The 22,191-nt window shown below is 41.7% G+C and carries 20 protein-coding genes and 1 pseudogene; 3 read left to right on the top strand and 18 right to left on the bottom strand.

The window, feature by feature from the left end; all coding sequences use genetic code 11:
• Positions 1-133: 133 nt before the first annotated feature.
• The 3 genes from V7L01_RS32225 to V7L01_RS32215 form a co-directional block, all read right to left on the bottom strand.
• On the bottom strand, positions 134-1,159 hold the full coding sequence (locus tag V7L01_RS32225; protein WP_335042228.1) for a c-type cytochrome: 1,026 nt from the start codon (positions 1,157-1,159) through the stop codon (positions 134-136).
• A gap of 65 nt (positions 1,160-1,224) precedes the next feature.
• Positions 1,225-3,066 (bottom strand): vanadium-dependent haloperoxidase, encoded by a 1,842-nt coding sequence (locus V7L01_RS32220; protein ID WP_335042226.1) that lies wholly within the window; start codon positions 3,064-3,066, stop codon positions 1,225-1,227.
• A 590-nt stretch (positions 3,067-3,656) separates the two neighbouring features.
• A complete protein-coding gene (locus V7L01_RS32215; protein ID WP_335042223.1) occupies positions 3,657-4,976 on the bottom strand; it encodes an MFS transporter in 1,320 nt (439 codons plus the stop codon).
• A 251-nt stretch (positions 4,977-5,227) separates the two neighbouring features.
• On the opposite strand from V7L01_RS32215, the gene V7L01_RS32210 reads away from it, so the two are divergent.
• Positions 5,228-5,389, top strand: coding sequence for a hypothetical protein (locus tag V7L01_RS32210; RefSeq protein ID WP_335042221.1), 162 nt, complete (start codon positions 5,228-5,230; stop codon positions 5,387-5,389).
• 51 nt (positions 5,390-5,440) lie between these two features.
• Here the strand turns inward: V7L01_RS32210 and V7L01_RS32205 are convergent, their stop codons facing one another.
• The 12 genes from V7L01_RS32205 to V7L01_RS32150 all read right to left on the bottom strand — a co-directional run bounded on the left by V7L01_RS32205 (position 5,441) and on the right by V7L01_RS32150 (position 17,166).
• The gene (locus tag V7L01_RS32205) at positions 5,441-6,508 is read right to left on the bottom strand and encodes an NADH:flavin oxidoreductase/NADH oxidase (RefSeq protein ID WP_335042219.1); all 1,068 of its coding nucleotides are present in this window, start codon (positions 6,506-6,508) and stop codon (positions 5,441-5,443) included.
• A 52-nt stretch (positions 6,509-6,560) separates the two neighbouring features.
• Positions 6,561-7,772: an MFS transporter gene (locus V7L01_RS32200; protein WP_335042218.1), complete on the bottom strand. Its 1,212-nt coding sequence runs from the start codon at positions 7,770-7,772 to the stop codon at positions 6,561-6,563.
• A 32-nt stretch (positions 7,773-7,804) separates the two neighbouring features.
• Positions 7,805-8,011, bottom strand: coding sequence for a hypothetical protein (locus V7L01_RS32195; protein ID WP_335042216.1), 207 nt, complete (start codon positions 8,009-8,011; stop codon positions 7,805-7,807).
• 98 nt (positions 8,012-8,109) lie between these two features.
• Positions 8,110-8,967, bottom strand: a complete 858-nt coding sequence (locus V7L01_RS32190) for a MetQ/NlpA family ABC transporter substrate-binding protein (RefSeq protein ID WP_335042214.1) — start codon at positions 8,965-8,967, stop codon at positions 8,110-8,112.
• An 87-nt stretch (positions 8,968-9,054) separates the two neighbouring features.
• Positions 9,055-9,711, bottom strand: a complete 657-nt coding sequence (locus V7L01_RS32185; RefSeq protein ID WP_335042211.1) for a methionine ABC transporter permease — start codon at positions 9,709-9,711, stop codon at positions 9,055-9,057.
• The gene (locus V7L01_RS32180; RefSeq protein WP_335042209.1) at positions 9,711-10,688 is read right to left on the bottom strand and encodes a methionine ABC transporter ATP-binding protein; all 978 of its coding nucleotides are present in this window, start codon (positions 10,686-10,688) and stop codon (positions 9,711-9,713) included. Before V7L01_RS32180 ends, V7L01_RS32185 begins: the two co-directional genes overlap by 1 nt.
• Positions 10,689-10,759: 71 nt before the next feature.
• Positions 10,760-11,653 carry a MetQ/NlpA family ABC transporter substrate-binding protein gene (locus V7L01_RS32175; protein ID WP_335042206.1) on the bottom strand — a complete coding sequence of 298 codons (894 nt, stop codon included), beginning with the start codon at positions 11,651-11,653 and terminating at the stop codon, positions 10,760-10,762.
• A 110-nt stretch (positions 11,654-11,763) separates the two neighbouring features.
• Positions 11,764-12,852 (bottom strand): aliphatic sulfonate ABC transporter substrate-binding protein, encoded by a 1,089-nt coding sequence (locus tag V7L01_RS32170; RefSeq protein WP_335042204.1) that lies wholly within the window; start codon positions 12,850-12,852, stop codon positions 11,764-11,766.
• A 580-nt stretch (positions 12,853-13,432) separates the two neighbouring features.
• Positions 13,433-14,236 (bottom strand): hypothetical protein, encoded by an 804-nt coding sequence (locus V7L01_RS32165; protein WP_335042202.1) that lies wholly within the window; start codon positions 14,234-14,236, stop codon positions 13,433-13,435.
• A gap of 82 nt (positions 14,237-14,318) precedes the next feature.
• Positions 14,319-15,134 (bottom strand): hypothetical protein, encoded by an 816-nt coding sequence (locus V7L01_RS32160; protein WP_335042201.1) that lies wholly within the window; start codon positions 15,132-15,134, stop codon positions 14,319-14,321.
• A gap of 114 nt (positions 15,135-15,248) precedes the next feature.
• Positions 15,249-16,310, bottom strand: a complete 1,062-nt coding sequence (locus V7L01_RS32155) for an LLM class flavin-dependent oxidoreductase (RefSeq protein WP_335042199.1) — start codon at positions 16,308-16,310, stop codon at positions 15,249-15,251.
• Between the two features lie 289 nt (positions 16,311-16,599).
• Entirely contained in the window at positions 16,600-17,166 is a 567-nt protein-coding gene (locus tag V7L01_RS32150) for a DUF2808 domain-containing protein (RefSeq protein ID WP_335042197.1), read from the bottom strand.
• A gap of 565 nt (positions 17,167-17,731) precedes the next feature.
• Between V7L01_RS32150 and V7L01_RS32145 the strand changes: the two are divergent.
• Both V7L01_RS32145 and V7L01_RS32140 read left to right on the top strand, forming a co-directional pair.
• Positions 17,732-17,985, top strand: a pseudogene (locus tag V7L01_RS32145) (phosphonate ABC transporter ATP-binding protein); the annotation flags it as partial.
• A gap of 9 nt (positions 17,986-17,994) precedes the next feature.
• Positions 17,995-18,135, top strand: a complete 141-nt coding sequence (locus tag V7L01_RS32140; RefSeq protein ID WP_335042193.1) for a hypothetical protein — start codon at positions 17,995-17,997, stop codon at positions 18,133-18,135.
• Between the two features lie 84 nt (positions 18,136-18,219).
• Here the strand turns inward: V7L01_RS32140 and V7L01_RS32135 are convergent, their stop codons facing one another.
• The 3 genes from V7L01_RS32135 to V7L01_RS32125 form a co-directional block, all read right to left on the bottom strand.
• Positions 18,220-18,684 (bottom strand): CYTH domain-containing protein, encoded by a 465-nt coding sequence (locus tag V7L01_RS32135; protein WP_335042191.1) that lies wholly within the window; start codon positions 18,682-18,684, stop codon positions 18,220-18,222.
• A 189-nt stretch (positions 18,685-18,873) separates the two neighbouring features.
• Positions 18,874-19,599 (bottom strand): DUF6875 domain-containing protein, encoded by a 726-nt coding sequence (locus V7L01_RS32130; RefSeq protein WP_335042189.1) that lies wholly within the window; start codon positions 19,597-19,599, stop codon positions 18,874-18,876.
• Between the two features lie 731 nt (positions 19,600-20,330).
• Complete coding sequence (locus V7L01_RS32125; protein WP_335042187.1) at positions 20,331-21,977, bottom strand: alpha/beta hydrolase; 1,647 nt, start codon at positions 21,975-21,977, stop codon at positions 20,331-20,333.
• Positions 21,978-22,191: the final 214 nt, after the last annotated feature.

Here is a 22,191-nt window from a genome sequence, read left to right as displayed (position 1 = left end):
ATCGTGTTGCTGGAGTTAAAAATGATTAGATTAAGAATTTCGTACAAAATATACTGTTATGGCGATCGCTTTCTTCAAAATTAAGCAGTTTGGGAGTTGCGATCGCCATGACACACAACTACTTTTGTTGGTATTAGTTTTTTCCAGAAGTTATTTTTTCACCTTCGTAAGCAAGAGCTCGATCGCCTGCTTGGGCAAATGTCTGGGCGAGTTCAATCAGCTGTTGTCGCTCTCGATCGTCAAAAATACCAGATGGAGGTGGCATCCGTTTCTCTTTGATTTGGCGTACAGTTTCGTGCCGTAAAGAGAGTGCTTGATTGGGATAACTGAGCATTATTAAGGGATTCTGCTTACTGGCGTTGTCAGGACTGTGGCAGACAACACAAGCATTCTGCCGCAGCTTGGTCTCAAATGCACGATAAGCAGCATCAACTTTGGCGACATGTGGGTTTGAGGGAGAAAACAACCGCGTATAGAGTGTTACGTAAGGCTGCTTTTGTCCGCGAGCGTCAGTCCAAATCCACTTACCGTCCCATGCATGGTTTACCTTTGGGCGTTGTGGATCGACTACAGCTGAACGCAACGCTCCTTTAAGCTTTCCTTGCTCCAGAAACAAAAGTAATTCAGTACTTTGCTGGTAGGAATCCCACTTTTTCGATGAGTGCCAGAACGGATAAGGATAAGCGCCAATATCAAACTGGTTACGGAACTGAGTCGGAAGGTGAATGACAATTAAGTTGTTTACCTGTTCAATTTGGGGTTCACCTTTGAACATAAAGGTAGCAAGGTAAATGCGACGCCAAACCAAGGGATCGAATGCAGTTGTTTGACTATCTTTGATATTGTAGTTACCAACTTTGCTTTGAGCGCCCCATAAAAATGGTGCGTTCATAGTGTCGCGGAGGATTTTTAACTTAGAGAGTTTGTCAGCGCATGAGTTGAAGGCAGCTAAATTTTTAACATCTGTGACAACAGGGCAAGCAACAATAATGTCTTTACCTAATTTCTTCGCTAGTTGTATATCCTGCGATATTTCTATTGCTGATACTGTATTTGTTGCATTAGGTGCTTGTGATATGCAGATAAAGAGCGCGATCGCTAAAACTATGCCTAAGAGTAGAAAGTGCAATCGCGAGTAAAATTTCCGAAGGTTAGGCATAGTATTACCACTGAGAAAACGCCAATTACTAAAGTTGGGATGGTGCTTTTCTAAAGAGTGAAATTTTAAATGGTGATTTTTGTGCCATCAAATTTGGTGAATGTGAAACCTTCAAATTTTTCGCGGAAGGTTAGCTTTTCATCCTTAAGAATGCCAATGGCGATCGCTTCGCCAAGAGCCAAGGACGCTGCTGCATCTGTGCGCCAGTGAATCCCAGCGCTATCACGCCCCAAGCCAATATTCGCCGCCAGTTTGTTCAATTCACCACCCACCGTTAGCGGTGGCCCTTCATAGGGAATCAACTTAGTGGGATCGTTGGGATCGGGCACTACTGGATTCGGAATCACATAACTCTCATCAAATAGCGCCTTCAAGATTGTGACACTGGCACCTGCGGACACTGAAGCGCCCCCTGGATAAGAAGAGTGCAACGGTGCCCCTTCGGGAAAAGCTTGAGGTAGCAGATAGGATTTGTTTTTGCTGAAGAAGCGATCGAGTGTTTCTGACTTAAAAACTTCGGGGTGAATCGGATAGTTCGTTTTATTCACCTTGTTGTTGTGAACCAATCCACCATAAGCCTCGGCTCGCAGACGACGGTGAACATAATACTTTTGCCAATAAGCCGCTCTGATTGCATGTGGACTAACCCAACCGATCAGAGATTGTGAATATCCCGGGCCAAATGTCCCAGAACCACCCGATTGTGTCTTCGACTTGTTGTAAGGATTGCTGGAATTGTAAGGTGAACCAACACCGCCAGCCAGGGGGTCATCCTTGACTGGCTTGGCCAGTAGAATTAAAGCCGCATTTGTATAGACTGGTGGTGGCGTATGGGCAATCTCTGACTGATCGCGCCCGTTGATAAAGTAGCGACGGGTTGAGTCAAATTTAATCGTTCGACCAGATTCGCCACCATTTTGTACTAGCAACCATTCGTCATAGTTGGTTTGGAAACTGTTTTCGGGAATAGCTAGAGGAACACGGTTAAGTTGAGCATAACTATGTGTTCCTGCGGGCACTGGACGCAGTAAAAACTGGGAAACGTAAGGCCCCACTTCTACCCCTGGTAAAGTGTGGTAGATCGTTCGACCAGAGGCATCAACGTAAATCGCGGTGCCTCGAAATAAGAGTTCGGGTGTAACCCGTCCGTTCTGTTTAGGCCCTTTGAATGCTGACAACCGATTCAGATCCTGAACTGCTGCCAGAATCAGCGGGTTAGTTGTATCATTGCGGAACTCGCTAAATGGTACATCTTGCAACAGTTGTTGCCAAGCAATTTCGAGGAATTCAGCCGCCTGCTCTGCACTATCGAGGGTGGGTGGCACTGGAATCGCCAATTGGCAAGTATTCACCCCACTCAAGCTAATTGCTAATGGAGTCAGGGGTTGTACCAGTTTCCGTTTGCCGCCCAGGATAATCTTTTCATACTCGTTGGGATCGCCGGAATTCAGTGCATTAATAAAAGATTGATAAGCCTTCGGATCGACTTCGCCCAGTTGATTATGGGGTAATCCTCGTGTATCCGTGGCAATTTTGTTGGCGTACTTGGCCTCATCTTTGTTGGTGGGATGGGGAGGGATGGCAATTTCCCGATTAACCTTGGCTGCTGTTGTACGTACTTGAAAAGCTTTCTCGCGTAAGTCGCCATAGTCAGGCTTTGCAGCAGGTTCCTGAGCCTGGACAACACTTCCTCCCTTTTTAGAGGAAATCGACGAACCGATAACTCCTGCCACAACGCTAGTTGCACTAAACAAGCCGACGCGTCCTAAAAATGAACGTCGGCTGGCACGACCGAGGAATAATTTTCTGCTACCTGTGCTAGTTTGAGGTTGCTTAACTTTTGTGATTTCGCTATCAGCCTGAATATCTTTTTCAGAATCTTGATGAAAATTTGGGTCTGTTGGCATTGTACGTTGTTCTCCACTGGCAATAAATCATGCAATCCTGTCATGGATGGCGAAAGGCTATTACTTTGAGCCACGCACGGGATACGCATTCCAAATCAAAAGGTAAAATACTGGATTTGCAATCAAATCTGAGGTTGTTCTCCCAACAGGCATGTATGCATTGAGTGCTGCTATCCTCGATCGCACAAATGCTATGCTGCTGTAGTTATTAGCAGAGCTGCGATCGTAGCTATTGCACTTCCGTAGTCTTAATCAGTCCGATAGCGCGTTGCTAGGATTCAAGCCGAGCTATATTAGCTGCACTTTCTTCCAGTCAGACCGTTAAAATCACATAAGTCTATCGATTTACCGTATTTTGGATGTTAAATCAGACTTTCTCACAAACGGTGATGAAAATCAAGAGGTTTTTACAATAAACTTAGCAAGAGCGTTAAAGCCCAGTAAGAAGAGGCGCACAGCGTCGTATTCCGTGCTTGCAACTGGGGATTAAACGTGACACGCTGGGTTTTGAGGCAGAAAGCAGAAGTTAAAAACTCTTCATATCTGAAGCGTGAATCCTACATTTTCTACCTCAGTTAAAAAGCAAACTGCTAGCCTTTATTTGACTGTGGAAGTAAGCCCAACTCTGCATAAATTGGATATACTATCTTTCTCATTTTGGGCAGTTGTATACTAAATAAATATGCTCCTAAAATGCAACATATTCCGCCAAATAATAAAGCATTAGTAACACCAAAATAACCTGCAAATGCTCCGAAAAATAAATTACCAAAAGGCAGGATTCCTAAGAAACCAGTTGTAAATATACTAGTTACTCTACCTCTTTTATCTTCCTCAAGAAGAATTGATTGCATAAAGTTATTAATTGAAGCCAAAGTTAGAGTATTATTCATGCCGATAATAAACATGAATACTAGACAAATCTCTAAATTGGTTGAGCGGGAAAAAACTATTAAACCTAAACCTAAAATTGCGGCAGAGCTTGCTATAATTTTTCCGAGTCCTATGACATTTTTTCTAGAAATGAGGTAAATACCTGAAACGATGGAACCAAGTGCGGAAGCTGTCATCAAAAAGCCCATAGTTTGAGCGTTACCTTTCAAAACTTCTTGAGCAAAAATCGGTACTAAATTGACATGAGTCATTCCCATAAAGCAAATAATAATTTGCAATATTAATAAATATTTAATTGGTAAAAACTCGTATGCGTAAACAAATCCTTCCTTGAGGTTTTTCCAAATTTGTGAATTTTGAGTAGATGAATTATTTATAACTGGGTTAACCTTGATAGTTAAAATTGCAGATAAAAAGGGGAGATAACTAATGCTATCTACTAAAAAGCAGGAAGCTGCACCAGATCGAGCAATTAGTAAACCTCCAATCATCGGACTAACAAACTTAGCTGTATTAATCAAGAATGAATGGGAAGCCATCGCACTATAAGTATCTGATTTCTTATCCAAAAGTCTAGGAATAATTACCTGACGTGCTGGTAAATCGAAAGCTTTTACCGTTCCCTGAAGTGTGCCAATAGCAATAATCCATGCAACATTGATGTTATCGCTAAGAGTTAAAAAAGTTAGTGTAGAAGATAGCAGAATAGATATTAGCTGAGTAGTTAATAGAACGTATCGTAAGTTCCAGCGATCTAGCAAAACTCCTACCAAAGGTGTAATAATTAAGCCCATAGCTTGATTTGTAAATCCAGCCACGCCAACTAATACAGCCGAATTAGTTAATTGATAAACTAGCCAGACTAAAGCAATTTGAGTCATCCAAGACCCAAAAAAGGATAAGCTTTCTCCGATAACGAAACAAGAGAAATTCACGGATTTAAGCGCAGACGGAAGTTCAAAATCAGCAAACTTTAGTTTGTCTTTTTGAAACTTTTCTCTATTACTTGGTAGCATGAGCATTTACCTATTTAAAAATTGTTGCAACCCTGTTTTTTCAAAATACACTTCAGTTAAAAATTTGAATTAGTGGCTCGTGGGAGCGATTTCTTGCTCAACTTCAAGGGCTAGAGCCGCTTACTAACGAACTTTTGTAACCTCTCCTGGAATAGTGTTAGTAATGCTTAATGTTAGCAATACATAAAGTTTGTATGCTTACTATTAAAACAAAAAAATACCCGCAGCATTACTAGTCTACGTATGATACCATGTCTGGTCGAATACCCACAATTATTGCAAATCAACCCACAACCCTTACCGCCAAACAGCAAGGGTTTGAGGTGGTTGATGCTCAATTATACACAGGTCAAGAGAGGCAGGGGAGCAGGGGAGCAGGGGAGCAGGGGAGCAGGGGAAGTTATTTACAGTAAGTTTTTCCCTCTGCCCCTCTGCCCCTCTGCCCCTCTGCCTCTTCGGTGAGATCACAGCCAAGCTCGATCGTATTGAACAGGCCAGAGTTTCTCGTGTCCCAACTGTTTGGCTGCCAAGTGCGGCCAGTAAGGATTGCGGAGTAGTTCGCGTCCCAACAGGACTATATCGGCTGTTTCTGCGCGAATAATCTGGTCAGCTTGCTCAGGGGATGTAATTAAGCCTACGGCTCCTGTATAGATATCGGCTTCGCGGCGGATGCGTTCGGCAAACTGAGTCTGATAACCAGCTTTAATTGGTATATTAATGCCCGGTATAATACCGCCTGATGAACTGTCGATGAGATCGACTCCTAGAAACTTGAGTTTGTCGCTTAAAGCGATACTTTGCTCAATGTCCCAACCATTGTCTACCCAATCGGTAGCGGAGATGCGTACCCAGAGTGGATGTGTCTCGGGCCAAACCTCTCGGACTGCTTGAACAACTTCTCTGAGGAGACGAGTCCGGTTTTCAAAGCTGCCACCATAATCATCTTCTCGGTGGTTAGAAAGAGGTGAGAGAAATTGGTGCAGTAGGTAACCGTGAGCAGCATGGATTTCCACTACCTTGAAACCAGCTTGCAGAGAACGTTTGGCAGCTTGAACAAAGGCATCAATAACTTCTTGAATTCCTTCAAGACTGAGAGCTTCTGGAACTGGGCTATCTTTACTAAAAGCGATCGCACTACTCGAAACCAAGGGACGCCAACCTTCCTGAGATTCATCCAGGACTTTCCCTCCTTTACTCGGTTTGGCAGTGCTGGCTTTTCTACCTGCATGAGCAAGTTGAATACCTGCAACAGCCCCAAAGTTATGAATTAATGCTACAGCTTTGGCTAAAGTTTCTATATGTGCATCTGACCAAATTCCCAAATCTTGCGGACTAATGCGTCCACGCGGTTCCACAGCTGCTGCCTCTGTTAGCACTATACCTGCACCGCCAACTGCGCGAGAAGCTAGATGAATAACGTGCCAATCATTAGCATATCCATTTGTACTGGAATATTGACACATCGGTGAAACGGCGATGCGGTTGCGAAAGCTAACTTCACGAATCTTGAATGGTTCAAACAGATGTGCCATTGGTATTGATTCCTTCTCTTGCTAAGTAAAAAAAATTGGAGAGGGATTTGCACTAAACGGCTGTAGATTTTCTCTTACGTACACTGAAATGAGCGATAAACGCCACAGCCAACAAAAAAAATCCCAAAGCACAAACGCCATTCCACTGCCACAATCCCCAAGTATAAGTACCAAGAAAAGAGCCGAGTGCGCCGCCAGTATAGTTAGTGACCATATACACCGTATTCAACCGGCTCTCAGCATTTGGAACTAAGTTGTAGACGCGGATTTGGTTTGAAACATAACCAGTGTGCATTCCCAAGTCAAGAATAAGAATTCCTAATATAAGACCCATTAAATGAGTTCCACCAGCTATCCAAAGGATCACAAAAGCTGATAGAGATAGAACAACAGCTATTCCAACTAATATTCTGGGGCCTTGCTTATCTGCTACTCGTCCAACAATCGGGGTAGTAAAGACGCCAATTAAGCCAACTAAGCCAAATAGACCTGCAACTCGACTGTCGTAATTATACGCGGGAGATTCCAGCAGAAAAACTAGAGTTACCCAGGTAGCATTAAAGGCTGCAAATACTAATGCAACGTTCAATGCCGCTTCACGTAATACAGGCTGCTCGCGAACGAGTTGCACAAGACTCTGCATCAGTTGCTGGTACGAGAGTGTAGACGAAGGCTTACTCTGAGGTATCCGCCCTTGGATAACAAAAGCTAAGACAAGCATCACACCCGCCGAGATGCTATATACGGCTCGCCAACCCAGATATTCCCCAGTAATCCCACTGACTGAACGGGCAAGGAGGACGCTGAGAATCATACCACTGAGTAGCGTTCCGATCGCTTTACCTCGCTCTGAGGGGGGTGTCAGATGGGCAACGAGTGGAATGACTAAATGTGCCACTATGCTACAGAAACCCAGTACGAAACTCGACACAGATAACCAGAGGAGATTGGGAGCTGTAGCTTCCACCACCAAGGCACAGGCCAGCAAACCTAGCATAGTGACAATTAACCAGCGGCGTTCCATCCTGTCACCCAAAGGAACTAACAATAACAGCCCCACTGCATAGCCAGTTTGGGTGAGAGTGGGAATAAATCCCACCTGCTGGACAGAGATATTTAAGCTACGTCCCATATCAGCCAGTAGCGGCTGATTGTAGTAGACATTAGCCACTGCTAAACCACAAGCGATCGCTAAAGTAAAAACGGTACTTTTCTGCGTCAGCGAATTGCTAACAGCGATCGCAGTGTGCTCTTCTGAACTCATTATGATGCACCAAAATAAAATATGGAATAGTATTAAATACTTGTTGAATGATTAGAGTCCTCATCAAGACTTGGATTAATCGGCTGATTATCAGGCTCTTGGCTCTGTAATTCCCAGATATCGCGTTTTCCTAGTTCTTGATCCGCTAGTAACTGTAGATGATCTGGTAATTTAGTTGTTTGCCAAATCGACCAAACTTCTCCACAAAATAATTCTTTTTCAATTTTTCCAAAATACATGGCTTTCTTCTCCTGTTATGTGACAATTTAAGTTTAGTAACTCGTAATTTATGAAGAATGAAGTAGCAAAATTTTCATTCTTCATTCTTTCGCCGTCTTTAAAATACAGGTACTATTCGCCCCTGATACTGCTTGTTAATAAAATCTCTCACCTGTGGATCGTTAAGCAGTTTGTTCAACTTTTGAATTTTGGGTTCATTTTCTCGACCTTGTAATGTCACTAATGCCAAAGCATACTTTGTATCTTTAGCTGTCTCTTGTCCCATAGATTGCGGTGTTATTCCTGCTAGGGCAACCATTTGAGCCGAGGAAACAATAAAGTCTACATCATTAATAGCTCGAACTACTTGAACACCTTCCACTTCCTTGATTTGCAAGTTTTTCGGATTCTCAGCTATGTCTTTCTGAGTTACAAAATCCTTAGTATTTTCCTTTAGTTTGATTAAGCCATTAGTTGCCAGTAATCTCAGCCCTCGGTCATTATTAATCACATCATTGGCAATGGTAACTGTGGCATTTTGGGGAACCTCATTCACTGATTTGAGCCGTTTGGAGAAAAGACCGAGTGTGCTTAATGAAACTAGATTTAATGGGACTAAATTGATTTTGAGTTCCTTGACAGCATTATTCATGAAAGGTCGATGTTGAAAAAAGTTGGCATCGATTACTTTGTCTCTTAAAGCTGTATTCGGTTGTATCCAGTCATTAAAAGTAACAACTTTTACTTCTAAGCCTTCCTGAGGTGCCAGCTTAGTATTTACAAACTTCAAAATATCTTCAGATATGATTCCCGTCACCCCAACTTGAATGACTTCTTTTTGTGCAGTTGCTTGGGCTGTATTTGAAGATACTTGAGCTTGTTGTTGGCTACAGCTAGCAAAGAATATGGAAACACTAAATGAGGTTAAAGCTCTGAGAAAAAATCGGCGGTTAATTTTTAGATGTTGTATATTCATTAGCAATATTCTTGGTTAAACTTCAACGAACCGAGGAGGACGCATAGAGAAGATTTAAGAGTTTAAGAATCCTGGCAAAATAGCGATTTATCGTTTTCGCATCCGTTGTGCTAGCAAATCGCCTAAAAACTGTACGATTTGCACTAGGGCAATCAGAACCACAATGGTGGAAATCATGACGCCAACATCAAATCGTTGGTAACCATATTGAATTGCTAAATTACCTAAGCCGCCGCCACCAACGGCCCCAGCCATTGCTGAAGAGTTCAGTAGACTCACGACAAGAATTGTCATACCCAACAGCAGGGATGGGAAAGCCTCTGGAATCAATACTTTGAGGACGATTTGCCAATGGTTGCAACCCATTGCTTGGGCGGCTTCTATTAGTCCTTTATCAACTTCGAGAATGCTGGTTTCAGCGATGCGGCCGAAAAAGGGGATGGCGGCGAGAGTTAGCGGAACCAGCGCGGCTGTACTACCGATGGAAGTACCGACGATCGCCCGCGTCAGTGGTGTCAAAACAACTAGCAGAATAATAAAGGGAAACGATCGCCCAGTATTGACGATCGCACCCAACACTTTATGCACCTGTGGGAAATCCAAAAGGTTCCCTGGCGCTGTCATCACTAAGATTAAGCCCAAAGGCAAACCTAAAAGTATAGCTACTACCGCTGATATACTCACCATGTAAAAAGTCTCACCAGTAGCTTGCCACAAACTTTGCAGCAATTCTTGCCCTTGCATTAATGCACCTCCACTTCAAACTCTGATTCGTGTAAATATTTCAAGGCTTGGGTTACCTTCGATCCCTCCAGTTCGATGTGAAACTGACCAACGCGGCGATCGCCTACCGTTTCGACGCTACCGCTGAGGATGTTAATATCAACATCAAAACGACGTGCTAAAGTGGCGAAAATCGGTTGTTTGGCTTGTTCGTCAGCAAAGGCGATCGTTGCTAGCACTGCGCCAGGACGTGCTATGTGTCCATTCCGACGCGGGAAAACTTCCTGGGCGAGAAGTGATTCCGGCTTGGCGATTAAATCACTGACTCGTCCCTGTTCTACAACCTTGCCAGCATTGAGTACCGCCACACTGTCGCAAATTTGCTTGACTACGCCCATTTCATGGGTAATCAGCAAAATTGTTAGCCCCATCCGCTTGTTGAGATCGCGCAATAGTTCCAAAATCGATCGCGTAGTTTGAGGATCGAGTGCTGAAGTCGCCTCATCAGAAAGCAACACTTTTGGTTCCCCAGCCAGCGCCCTAGCAATCCCAACCCGTTGCTTTTGACCCCCCGAAAGTTGGGCTGGATAAGCGTTAGCCCTTCCTGTCAACCCCACAAGTGAAATTAATTCTTCAACTTTTGCTCGACGCTTGAGTTTGCTATAACCCATCACTTCTAAGGGAAAAGCAATGTTTTCCGCCACAGTTCTGCAACTGAGTAGGTTGAAGTGTTGAAAAATCATCCCTATATGTTGACGGCTTTGGCGCAACTGGATACCGGAAAGTTTTGTTATTTCCTCTCCGTCTACCACGACTGAACCCGATGTGGGCTTTTCTAATTGATTGACACAGCGAATCAAGGTGCTTTTGCCTGCACCACTTTGTCCTAAGACACCGAAAATCTCACTCGGCTTGACATGAAAGCTCACACCGTCAAGAGCTAAGACCTTTTGATCTCCTTGGTGATAAACTTTGCGTACATCAGTAAATACGATCATCTAAGAATTACTCTGAAAAAGGATAAATGTCTTGTTTGAGAAAGCAAAGAAACTTAAATTGACTTTTTTTGCTAGGGAATTGCCAACACTGCACCCTTATATTTCTCTTTAATAAAATCCTTAACTTTTCGATCGCGGAGCAATTTATAGACTTTTTGAATTCTGGGATCGTTTTCTTTTCCTTGTAACGTAGTCAGAGTAACTGCGTAAATTGGGTTTTGAGCAGATTCCAACGCTAAGGCATCTGTATCAGTTCGCATCCCAGCTTGGACAACCCAGTTACCTGTTATTGCTGCTAAATCCACATCAGGAAGCGAGGGAATTGCCTGCGCTCCTGGTATTTCTTTGATTGTTAGTTTTTTGGGGTTTTCAACAATATCTTTGATATTTGCTATCCCGGTAGGATTGTCTTTTAGCTTGATTAATTTAGCGCTTTCTAATACCTTCAAGGCTCGGTTAGCGTTGCTAACATCATCAGGAATAGTGACAAGTCCATTTTGCGGAACTTCAGCTAGAGATTTGTGACGCTTGGAATAAACTCCGACCGGATTCAAATGAATCGGAGGATTAAACGCGACCATTTTGATATTGTGTTGCTTGCCATAGTCTTCCATGAAAGGGACGTGTTGAAAGTAATTAGCATCGATTTGTCCATCTCTAAGTGCTGAGTTATTTTGGACAAAATCATTGAAAGTGACAATTTCAATATCTAGTCCTGCTTCCGAGGCGAGATTCTTTTTCACAAATTCTAAAATCTCTCCTGCTGGTACAGGTGTAACTCCAATTTTTACTTTCTCTTTCGTTGCAGTGGCGACTGTGTTAGCAGCTGGCGTCGCTGCCGGATTTGGTGCGGTGTTAGAAGCAGAATTAGTTGAACTACAGCTAGTAAAAACTGTGGATGCTGCAAATGATGTAACCGCGATTAAAAAGAAGCGGCGGTTAATTTTTATCAAAGGAATTTTCATGCGATCGCCTCTTTTTTTTGTTAATTAATCGATTTTATTGTTTTCTCAAAACTGATTCATACAAAAATATTATTGTTTAAGTTGCTTACTACAAATAGGTTGAATTTGCTCTACCATTTTTCGTCAGCAACCCAGTTAAACTTTTTATCTTTGACATCGATTTTTTTGTGAATAACTTTTAAGTCGTAGAAAGTATCTGCCATAGTTTGTAAACCGGTGAGAACTTCATCATCCACAGTTAATACCTGTCTAGTTCCACCACGTTTTTCTACGGCTTCCATTGTCAGTAAATCAACTTTATAGAGTTTAGAAAGCAATTTTGCTGAATCTTCATTGTTGTTTTTAGCCCAAATACCAGCCTTTTCTAGCTCTTGCAAAATAGCTTTGAGAATGTCTGGATAATCGCGTACAAAATCTGGAGAAGCAAAATAGAAGCCTGGGCTTTCTACAATAGCTTTGTCACCAAATACTGTAGTGTTATCTGCCAATAGACGAGTCTGAAGCTTGCGCTCAGTTTCGGCAGTGTAAGGGTCCCAGATTACCCATGCATCAAAATCACCACGTTGAAAAGCGGGTAAAGCTTCTGCTGGTGTCAGAAAAACAGGTTGAATGTCGCTGTATTTCAAACCCACCTTTTTCAAAGCGCGTACAATCATATATTGCGAACTCGATCCTTTAGCAAAAGCAACTTTTTTGCCTTTGAGATTTGCAAGAGTTTTGATAGGTGAATTTTCCAGCACCAAGATAGCTGAACTCCTGGGGCTACTTGTACTCGCAGCCACCCGCACAAATTGTTTATCAGCAGCTTGAGCAAATACACTTCCAGTACCACCACCACCACCAAAAACGATCGCACCTACACCCATCCCTTCTAGCAGAGGTGCAGTAGAAGAAAATTCATTCCAGGTAACAGAAATCCCTTGAGGTTGTAAGCGTTTCTCTAGCGCACCTTGGGCTTTGATAATATTCAGTAGCGACATCCCTTTTTGATGCCCCATTTTCAGCACTGTTAGCTGACTCTTCTGCGGACTGGTAGAATTAGCCGCATTGTTGGGAGTACAAGATGCGATCGCAATGCTCAAGCTCAGACCAATTACAAATAATAGAGCAAAAGCTTGTATACCAGGTTGCTTAGTCAATTTAAATAAACTTCTCTGACTTATCCAAGCTAAAAACTGATTCACAAGTCGAGTTAACATGGCTCCTCCTTGGCTTTACAAAAAAAATCATTGGCATCAAAACAATGGAATAGTTTGTTATAAATAGTTAATAATCTCGATAATAAACTTAGATAAAATAAACCTATTAAAAATTTATATAGGCGAATCTTTTACTACGACCTGAATTAACAGCTTAGAAAAAATTGCTTTTTCATAATTTAGCTGAGTTATAATACAATTAATCAGCCTAACGGGGTAGTGTTCGTCATAACTAAATTTGATAACATAAAAAATATTCTCATAAGAAATATTAATTAATATTGGAAAAAATTAATATTTTGACTTATTTATCAATAGTAAAGTTAATAACTATTATTGGAATAATTATGCTTCTAAAAAAGAATAATAAAAGTAGTAGAATTTAACATTTAGAAATCCTACATATAGCGCTTATAGTTTCTATGCCATACACTCTGACCTCTCTGGTAAAAGGAGAGATGCTTTAAGTCTTACTCCCCTTCCCTGGTAGGGAAGGGGCTGGGGGTTAGGTCTGTCTTGGAATCAAATACAAACTGCTGTAAGAGAGGTTTGAATCCCTTTTTATTGTTCCTTCCACTACTCATTCACTCACAGAAGTGAGTTGAGGATTAGGGATATCAAGTAAGTAAGAAATTACCTCTTTGCGCCAAGCATCGTATACTGGCTCAATGCCTTTGGTATTAGCACCATTGAAATTTTCAGCATCTTGCCAACGCTGTTTAATATAAGGAGCGCGGCGCTGCTGAATTTCTTCGTCGAGTTCTAATAACTGTGCGGCGATTTCCGATTTTTCGCTAGGCGAGGCTTGCTCAAACTTATTACGCCACCAATTAGCGATCGTTATCCGATGAACCGCTTCATCATCATTGAAATGCTCTTTACTCTTCTGAGCTAATTCTTCATCACCAATTGTCGATGTCAGTTTATTGAACCAAACTTGGGGGAGGATGTAGTGCTCATAATGCAGTTCCCAAGCAACGAATCCTAGCCAATTACGATAGGGTACATCTTCTAAAAACTCCCAGTGGCGTTCAGCTTCTTTACGGATATCGTCAATGGGATCGCGTCCTGTGAGGGCAATAATCCGTTCGCGAAAGGCGATCGCATGGGCCCCATCATCCCCAATTTGTCTGCTTAAAATCAAATGTAAATCAGGGTCAGGAATCAACAAAATTGCCTTACTAGCAGCTTGCACAATAGACAAGTCATGACCACCAGTTGCAGCCCAGTACTGATAAAAACCTGCCTTTTCTTCTTCTGTTTCTGGGGGACGGCTAGCATGTTCGCGAGTGAGGGGAACGTGAGGAGCGTGCTTGCTAATCAATTTTTCTAGAGTTTCTTTTTCAAACTCTACATTCCAAGTCCGAGTTAGAGTTGCAGCCATAAAATTTCCTTTTGGATATTGGGCATTGAAAAGAGGTAGAGGGGCGGGGGGCGGGGTGCTGCTCTTGCTTCTTCACCAATCCCTAATCGTTAACACTTACGAGTTTGGGCAGTTTAGAGACAGGAATATCCAAGAAGTAAGAGAGTACTTCGCGCCGCCACGCATCATAAATAACTGGCAAATCATCAACTTCAATGCCAATAGCGCGGTGAGCCAGCTGCCAATGATCTTTAAGATAGGTACTGCGGCGGCGTTGTCCTTCTTCATCCGCTTCTAGGACTTGTGCTACTAACTCGGCTTTCTCGGATGGCGAGGCCTTATCGAATTTACGCTGCCACCAATCCACAACTCCTAGACGGTGGACTGCTTCATCTGGCAAAATTCTCTCAGCAGCAAACTTTGCTGATTCTGGGTCATTGATTTTGCTAATCCGGCTGTTGAGCAAGAGTAAAGATACGATATGGAGTTCGTAGTGCAATTCAAAAGACAAGAAACCTTGCCAGTTACGAATGGGTAAGTCACCTTGGTAGTCCCAATGCTTTTGCACCTGCTTTTGGATGTCTTCAATAGGATCGTATCCAGATATAGCTTGCGCTCTGAGACGAGTATTTTGGGCGTGTGCGCCGTCATCTCCAAGTTGTCGGCTCAAAAACAGCTGTAATTCTGGGTCGGGAATTTGGTCTATTACTTTGGCACAAACTTGGACAATAAATAAGTCATGGGCTGCACCAGCAACACGATATTGGTAGAAATTCTCTTTTTCTTCTGGTGTTACAGGTGGTCTGGGGTCTTGCTGACGGCTTTTAGGAAGATGAGGAGCGTGCTTATCAATCAGTTTGTTGAAAATTTCAACTTCTAATTCAGTTGTCCAAGCTGGACGTGTGAGGATTGCAGTCATATTTTTTGGAGAATAAGGAATGGGGATTGAGTACTGGAGATTGGGGAAGAGGCAGGGGGCAGGGGGGCAGGGGGGCAGAGGGGCAGAGGGGAAAACTCTTCTCCCCTGTTCCCTTCATCCTTTTGCAGCCACAAGTTCTAAGGAACGCACTCGTGGCATTACTTCCTCAGAAAAACGCTTCATCTCAGTCGCAAACGGCTGAAATTGCAGCATAAAGGTGCCGATTCCTACCCTGCTAAAGTCGGCAATGCGACCAGCCACGGTGTCATAGCTACCAACTAAGCCGGCAGCTGTGCCACCGTTACTTCCCACGCCAGGGTATTTGGCCAAATTCTTGAACATGACCACTTCGGAATCGACTCCTTTGAGAAGTTCTGAGCGATCGTCTTGTGCCATTACCATTGCTCGCAAGTTGTGATATTCCTCTTGAGCTTCTTCATCTGTGGATCGAGCGATCGCAAATGCGGACATCGCAAAGCCCAGAGGTTTGGAATGAGAACGCGGCTGTTTCAAAACCTGAGCAATGGTTTCTCGGATCGCTTCTATCGGACGACCATTAAGAAAAAATACATCTGCCTCTTTTGCCGCCAAAGCTTGCGCTGGTTCTGATTCACCTCCTACATACACACGCGGATGAGGACTGGCTACGGGACGAGGATTGAAGCTTAGGTCAGCAATCTGAAAATAATCTCCTTGGAAGTTAATTCTTTCTCCACTCCACAGCGCCTTTACTACTCTTATCCACTCGTCGGAATAACGGTAACGCTCATCGTGGGGAAGAAAAGATATGCCAGATTTCTCGATTTCTGGCTTAAACCAACCACTTACCAAGTTAATCGCAAAACGCCCACCACTAATTTCATCAATGCCTAATGCCATCTTCGCTAAGATTGCTGGATGAAAAAGTAAAGGCTTCACGGCGGCGATAATTTCGATAGAATTTGTTGCTTCGGCAAGGGCTGCTGCTGCTGTCCAAGTTTCTAGCTGATCTAATTGTTGATTTCTGGGATTAATGATGTGTTCTGCAATCAGAGTTGTTGTAAACCCGCTCCGTTCAGCCAACTGGAGCAGATCCTTGGCTCGTGAGTAACTGGCATCACGAGGTTCAAGAGGGTGGTTCATTACGCCGCAGTTGCCGTAAACGGGAATCCAGATCCCATAGCGTGGCTCAGACATAGCTTTCAAGAACCCTTGTAATAGACGCTAAAAGTAAATTTTGAGTTTATTGACTAGCCCACCTAACTCGCTTATTAATCTACTTAAGACCGACCAATTTACCGTAGTATGTATTTATGAGATTTACATAGATTGTGCTAAAAAACAAGAGGCTATTAAAATTTATTGATATTCTTTCTTAAGAGAGTTAAGTGTGGCGAAAACTTTCTCAAAAAAGTAAAGGACAAGAATTATACTTGTCCTGAATGGTTAAAATAACAGATTCTGCATCAAATAAGGTTAAATGAAATTAGTTCTCTGTAGCCGCCGTTGGTGCGTAAAATTGAAAGCGTCCAATGCCGAGAAATTGACCAGCGGTTTGCTCGCCAGAGGGAAAAGCCTTCACACCAAATAAATAGACGCCATCATAAAAAGGATTGCGGTAAGTTTGCAGACCAATAGTAACTGTCTTGCCTGGTTGCACAGGAGTATCAAAGGTTACTGTGATAGTCTGCTGTTTGTTGTCGCCTTTTACAGCTTTGAGCGCCAACTTTGAACCCTGATTATTACGTGTGCCTTCAAAGGCAAAAGTATCTTTCTGATTGAATTCAATATCTTCAGTCCCCTGAATCTGGTTAAAAGTGACCTGCTGCAACGGTTCCCCAGCAGTGGCTGGCACTTCTACAGTGAAATAGTAAGTGGTATTGGGAAAACTTGTATCGGTGTATGGAGTGCTGGCACTAACTAAACGCGGTGGTTGGGCAAAGGCGATCGCACCATTGCTTAAGGTAACTGCATTGGCTACCGAATGAGGTAGTAAATATAGTCCAGTGCTAACAACAAATAGAGTACTAAAAAAATTAGTAACGTATTTCATAATTTATATTTTTACCTCAATGTTTTTTATCTAAGACTCAAATTATTGAGTCTTGCTTAAAATACACCTAATTAAGCCTGAACAAATGAATTATTACAGCCTGTATAATTAGCAACTGTAATCAAGCTTTTTGATTATTTATTAGGCAGTTTTGCTGTAATTCTAACACGCAATTTAAAGTTGTCCAGGAAGAAAAAACAGATATTTAAATTTAAATTTAACTAGTTATTTTGCCGGAATTTTTATTAGTAAATACCCTCGAAAGTCGATGATTTTACCGGGCTTTGACTACATGCAAAGACCCGTAAATCGATAAATTTTCCGTAGTTTAAATGTTTTCATACATCTGCAATTCGATAATATTACCGTAGTTTAAATAGTGAATTCTCAGAAAATTCGATAATTTTACACGACAGGAAATTTATCAATTAAATTGCATATCAATAATATTACTGAATTTATAATTAGATAATTATACTAATAGAGGAAAATATACTGGTTTATGATGATTTAATTCCTTTTAGCGCGTTGGCGCAGCCCAACCTAGACATCGCCTGTGATTCCAGCATTACATTCCTTTACTAAAGAAGAAAAAATCCGAGATGCTTTGTGCGCTGGAGAGAGTCGGTATTCTGGAATATGCTTTCTGGCGGACAACAAAAACGAGTAGCGATCGCTCCTTATCTCGTACAGGAAGCCAAAATTATCTTTGCAGATAAACCCATCGCTTCCCTCGATTTAGAATCTGCTCGTAAAGTTATGGAGTTGCTAATCGAACTAAATCGGGAAAGGGGAATTACAGTAGTGGCTTCTTTACATTAGATTCAAATGGTGCGTGAATATTTCAACCGTGCGATCGCTAAACTAAATGATGAGTTTAAATCGAGAGTTAAAACGGCACTTAGAAACCGTAGCTACAAAAATCAAACCCACGTTCGCGTAGCGTTCCGCAAGGAAAGGTGGGTTTGAAAGTCTGTATTTTTAAATAATGCAGCTGCGAATTCTATTTGTTAGGTATTTTTGAAAAATTGGGAACATTCCAATTTTCAGCCATTACCATTGTGAAAAAGGGTGTTTCACTAAATTGCTGTTGAAATATCTGAAGTCATCAGAAACTTCTTCTCCAATCCAGGTTGGTAGTTCAATTTGTTGGTTTTCATCACTGAGTTCAACTTCTGCTAAAATTAGCCCTTTATTAACACCATCAAACTCATCTATTTCCCAAATTAAACCACCGGACTCTATTTTATATCTGATTTTTTCTATAAAGGGACGTTCGCATAACGTCTCAAGCATTTCTTGAGCATCTTCAATAGGAATAGGATACTCAAACTCTAATCTTGAGTATTTAATATTGGGGCCTTTAATTGTCAAATAACCTTTTTCTCCGACTATACGTATACGTACAGTCGCTTTGTCTTGTGTGGCAATGTATCCTTGACGATATACACTACCTTCAGCTAATTCTCTCCAGCTATCTCCTCTCACTAAATATTTCCGTTCTATTTCTTTCGCCATTCTACTTACCTTGTTATTTACAAAATTAAATAACAAGGTAAGTCTATTTTGTCAAGTCATTTAAAAAAATAAGTTCATGCGATCGCCTGTCTAGGAGTATGGCGATTCACTGCAAATTGTTCTGCTAACTTAGTTTATGTTGCTAATTGTTCTCTAACTTGATAATCTAGACTTTATATATAAATATTTTTAAGTTTGAAGATGTACCTCATTCGATCGAGAGCTGCTATATATGCAAGAACTCACCAAACTTTCTTGTTGAAGTTGCTCTTTCGCTAAAGCCAATGCTTGATGAGCATTTTTAAACTTTGTTTCATCTGTAAATTTATGATCGAAACACTTTAAATAAGCTTCCAGATAGCGAATACGTAAGCGTGGATCGGCCGGACTCTCAAGGAAGGGGAGGTCAGCTTCGACCATAAACCGAATAGCCAACAAAGGGATAGGGCTACGAAGTGGACGAAAGTTTGGGTTGTGCAAGCCAGGACTTTCATTACGTTTATGAAATTCTCCGATCATCAATCCTGACTCAACAAACAAAGGTTTAAGTTTTTGTTGGACACTATCTATTAGTTTAGAAGCTTCTTCTATATGGATGTCAGGAAAAATAAGTAAAAAAGCTTTATTGATTGCTAGTTCATCCTCTTTAACTTCCATGTCAATAAATATATCTCGGTAGCGTCCAACAACCTCTTCTAATTGTTCTGGATACAAATCTTTTGTGTGAATAACTGTTAGACGAATACTGTTTGACTTGAGAGAGTAAGGTACAAAAGGGCAAACTGCACCGGGTCTTCCTAAGTTAGGATGGGGCTTTCCTAAAAAATTTTTGACCCACTCCAGAATTTCAATTAAGCAAGGAAGATCCTCGTGTTGCTGGAGTTGTTCGACTTCAAGAGTTGTATATAGTTGCATCAGCTTAGGTGAAATGGAATAATTGTTTAATTCGGAATCCAAAATTAGTTATACAACAGTATTTTACTGAAACTAATCGTTATCTAAGTAAACAAAACAAGGCTGACGTTTTTTGATTTTTGGTTTATATGTGGCTTGTCTCAGATAACAATGTTTTAGCATTTTTGTGAATTTAAAGAAATTTACGCCGATAAATACACAAACATATTTTCGCACCAAGCAAATTATGTTCATCTATTTTTTGTATTTTAACTAGAATACATATGTATTATCAAGCAGATGCTCCTACTTTCTGATACAGTCTCAAGCTTCTATTGTTTTTAACAAATATATTATAAAGTTTATGTATAAATAATTATTTTTACTGTAAAAATTTAGTGTTGATTTAACAGCAGCTATAAATTTAATATCAAGTTAGTATAATTCTATATAAGTAAATTATCAAGAATTAAGTCTAATTTTGAATACCTTTGCCAAAAAAAGAGTATGAATAGAGAAAGCTGTTAAGCTCTTATTAAGAAATTAATTATTAAATGCAGGTTTACAGAGAATTCGTATTAGATGTTCCGTCTAACGCCCCTTGACAGATGAATATAATGCTGTATTTACTGCTAAAATAATGCCCTTCTCTTGTCGGAGACGCTACGCGAACGGGTAACACTCGATAGCGTTCGCGGAGCGTCGGAAATCTCCCTTATAAAATTGGATATTTTTTTTTAATTGGAAGTCCCTTATTTCTCAACAAATTCTTTCACTACTGCCATAGCATCAGGAGGAATCTGAGTAATTAGGCGAAATGGAAATGCCGCAGTCGAGGCAAACTGGGCATAATCTGATGTCAGAAAGATCGCGTAGTTTTTAGCTTCTGGGGTCATCTGTGCAGCAAACGCCAAAGCTATAGCTTTAAGGTACTTGCGAACATCTGCTGCTTGTTCGCCCACAACTTCACCGCCACTAATTGGTGTATTCGGTTGTCCGATCTGATCCAAAGTCTTACTGGGGTCTTTTACACTCAGATGAGTACCCCCAACTATACCAACTAGCCATTTGGGGGATGGGATTTTGTTAAATGCCACAATTTGTTCAGTTAAAGCTGGAGTGGTTTTATCTGCGGAACCTGCTAACACTAGAGTAGGAACTTGCACTTTAGTTAACCCAGTTTCGCCAAAAATTAGAGAAGTTGTAGGATTAAGAGCGATCGCCTGTTTTATTCTGGTATCCCGTAGTTGATAGGTATTTTCTGGCAGTTCTTCAGCGATGCACTGCATACCTTCTCCCAGACTCAAGCTAGCCAAGTTCTTTTTGCAGCGTTGTTTGAGCCGTTCCAGTTGTAACTCGGCTCCAGCAACTGCTAAAGCTGTACCACCACCAAAAGAATAGCCAACAACCATCGCGTTCGTGGTTGCAAGCTTCCCTTGCAGGGGATTATTAGCTGTTTGGTTAAGCTTTTCTAATTCGTCGAGAACAAAACTAATATCTTGAGGGCGATCCAAAAACTCTTGAGGCTTCACAACTCTGGTTTTACCTTGGAATGCTAGGTTAGTATTTGCCTCATTACTACCAGGATGTTCTAAAGCAGCTACTACATAACCGTGGGATGCTAAGTGTTCTGCTAGGTAACGCAAGTCCGTGCGGACTGACGCGAAGCCGTGAGAAAAGACAATTACGGGTTTATTGGCAGTTGCAGCAGTTGACCAGTAAATATCAACTGGAATTTTACGGCCGCGCTTTTGGTCATTCAGGCTTAAGTTGAGTATTTTTACTTCAGCGCTTCCTGGTTGGCTGGGATCAAAAGGGAAAGCAATCTGCGGTGTTTTGGGGTTGAGTTGGGGAGCGATCGCTAGCATAAATTGCTGGGTACGCCAAAAAGCTGTATTCAAACTCCCTGCAACTATAAAAGCCTGTGGCAAATTAATTTCTAAGCGTTTACTCGGATAAGCGGCGATAAAACTCAATATAGAAAGACCCTGCGGTGCAGTAGAGCCTAATACCAATCCCGATCTCAGTGCTTGTACCCCAGCTTTGTCCTTTCGGACTAAGGCTGTAGCAAAGTCATTGAGAATACTTGTGCCAATCTGAGTATTAAGTAACTTATCAATGGTGACAACATTCATCGGTACATTCATGCCCAGCGCCCCTAAGAAGAAGCGGCGTTCTTGTTCAGATAATCCTTTAGCGTAAGGCTTCAAGCTCCCAGGCAATTCCCCAGTCTTTGCAGCGTTTTGCAACTCAGTAAGGGAGATCGATTCTGTAAATAAACCTAAACGCACAACAACTGTGTCAGCCGCAATGGCCGAAGTATTTGCCCCGAACTGTGTAAGTATAATTGCGCTAAAGAAACCCGCAACTGTCTTAAGACTTCTCCAAGTTATTCCCATAAACTTTTATACCAATTCTTACTTACGGGAATATAACCAATATTTGTGTATTTGACTACCCAATTAATTGCTTAGAAAGAAAAACAGATTTTTTCGCGAACTAGATGGCGATGTCTACGACGGGCTATTTGGCGTCGCTCCGATCTCCTCAAAGCATCTGCTGATGCGAACAGAGTTAGATCAAAAGCATAACAAAAGCAACGAATTGTAGAAT

The organism is Nostoc sp. (assembly GCF_036917095.1).
In the GTDB taxonomy this organism is placed as follows: Bacteria; Cyanobacteriota; Cyanobacteriia; order Cyanobacteriales; family Nostocaceae; genus Nostoc.
This window is presented reverse-complemented; position numbering and strand designations above follow the sequence as displayed.

Bases quoted from the DNA above. Each gene is read 5' to 3' on its own strand.
- V7L01_RS32165 (WP_335042202.1), bottom strand. From the start codon at position 14,236: ATGGCTGCAACTCTAACTCGGACTTGGAATGTAGAGTTTGAAAAAGAA.
- V7L01_RS32150 (WP_335042197.1), bottom strand. From the start codon at position 17,166: ATGAAATACGTTACTAATTTTTTTAGTACTCTATTTGTTGTTAGCACT.
- V7L01_RS32180 (WP_335042209.1), bottom strand. From the start codon at position 10,688: ATGATCGTATTTACTGATGTACGCAAAGTTTATCACCAAGGAGATCAA.
- V7L01_RS32205 (WP_335042219.1), bottom strand. From the start codon at position 6,508: ATGGCACATCTGTTTGAACCATTCAAGATTCGTGAAGTTAGCTTTCGC.
- V7L01_RS32210 (WP_335042221.1), top strand. From the start codon at position 5,228: ATGTCTGGTCGAATACCCACAATTATTGCAAATCAACCCACAACCCTT.
- V7L01_RS32190 (WP_335042214.1), bottom strand. From the start codon at position 8,967: ATGAATATACAACATCTAAAAATTAACCGCCGATTTTTTCTCAGAGCT.
- V7L01_RS32125 (WP_335042187.1), bottom strand. From the start codon at position 21,977: ATGGGAATAACTTGGAGAAGTCTTAAGACAGTTGCGGGTTTCTTTAGC.
- V7L01_RS32195 (WP_335042216.1), bottom strand. From the start codon at position 8,011: ATGTATTTTGGAAAAATTGAAAAAGAATTATTTTGTGGAGAAGTTTGG.
- V7L01_RS32225 (WP_335042228.1), bottom strand. From the start codon at position 1,159: ATGCCTAACCTTCGGAAATTTTACTCGCGATTGCACTTTCTACTCTTA.
- V7L01_RS32185 (WP_335042211.1), bottom strand. From the start codon at position 9,711: ATGCAAGGGCAAGAATTGCTGCAAAGTTTGTGGCAAGCTACTGGTGAG.
- V7L01_RS32220 (WP_335042226.1), bottom strand. From the start codon at position 3,066: ATGCCAACAGACCCAAATTTTCATCAAGATTCTGAAAAAGATATTCAG.
- V7L01_RS32135 (WP_335042191.1), bottom strand. From the start codon at position 18,684: ATGGCGAAAGAAATAGAACGGAAATATTTAGTGAGAGGAGATAGCTGG.
- V7L01_RS32140 (WP_335042193.1), top strand. From the start codon at position 17,995: ATGGTGCGTGAATATTTCAACCGTGCGATCGCTAAACTAAATGATGAG.
- V7L01_RS32175 (WP_335042206.1), bottom strand. From the start codon at position 11,653: ATGAAAATTCCTTTGATAAAAATTAACCGCCGCTTCTTTTTAATCGCG.
- V7L01_RS32215 (WP_335042223.1), bottom strand. From the start codon at position 4,976: ATGCTACCAAGTAATAGAGAAAAGTTTCAAAAAGACAAACTAAAGTTT.
- V7L01_RS32200 (WP_335042218.1), bottom strand. From the start codon at position 7,772: ATGAGTTCAGAAGAGCACACTGCGATCGCTGTTAGCAATTCGCTGACG.
- V7L01_RS32130 (WP_335042189.1), bottom strand. From the start codon at position 19,599: ATGCAACTATATACAACTCTTGAAGTCGAACAACTCCAGCAACACGAG.
- V7L01_RS32155 (WP_335042199.1), bottom strand. From the start codon at position 16,310: ATGTCTGAGCCACGCTATGGGATCTGGATTCCCGTTTACGGCAACTGC.
- V7L01_RS32160 (WP_335042201.1), bottom strand. From the start codon at position 15,134: ATGACTGCAATCCTCACACGTCCAGCTTGGACAACTGAATTAGAAGTT.
- V7L01_RS32170 (WP_335042204.1), bottom strand. From the start codon at position 12,852: ATGTTAACTCGACTTGTGAATCAGTTTTTAGCTTGGATAAGTCAGAGA.